This is a genomic window from Mesorhizobium sp. L2C084A000 (assembly GCF_000502875.1).
Taxonomy (GTDB): Bacteria; Pseudomonadota; Alphaproteobacteria; order Rhizobiales; family Rhizobiaceae; genus Mesorhizobium.
The window spans coordinates 1-266 of the sequence record NZ_AYWX01000072.1 but is presented as its reverse complement, the minus strand read 5'-3'; the positions used below and the strand labels follow the sequence as shown (position 1 = coordinate 266).

General features: G+C 60.5%; 1 protein-coding gene. It reads left to right on the top strand.

Features of this window, described 5'->3' with window-relative positions; translation table 11 throughout:
• Window positions 1-266, top strand: a 266-nt coding sequence (locus X735_RS0135785; protein ID WP_031214126.1) for an ABC transporter permease subunit, incomplete at both ends; no start/stop codon positions are given.

Sequence of the window (266 nt, the reverse complement as noted above, 5' to 3'; positions counted from 1 at the left end):
CATCCTCGGCCTGATCGCCGTGCGTTACCGCAATGGCTGGGTCGACAAGCTGATCTCCGGCCTGGCGCTCGCCTCGACATCTTTCCCGGAATTCTTCATCGGCTATGTGCTCGTCTATTTCTTTGCCGTGAAGTATCAATGGTTCCCGGCCATTTCCACGGTCTATGACGGCATGCCGTTCGGTGAGCGCATGCAGGCGATCGCGTTGCCAGCCACCGCGCTGACGCTGGTTGTGCTGGCGCATATGATGCGCATGACCCGCGCGG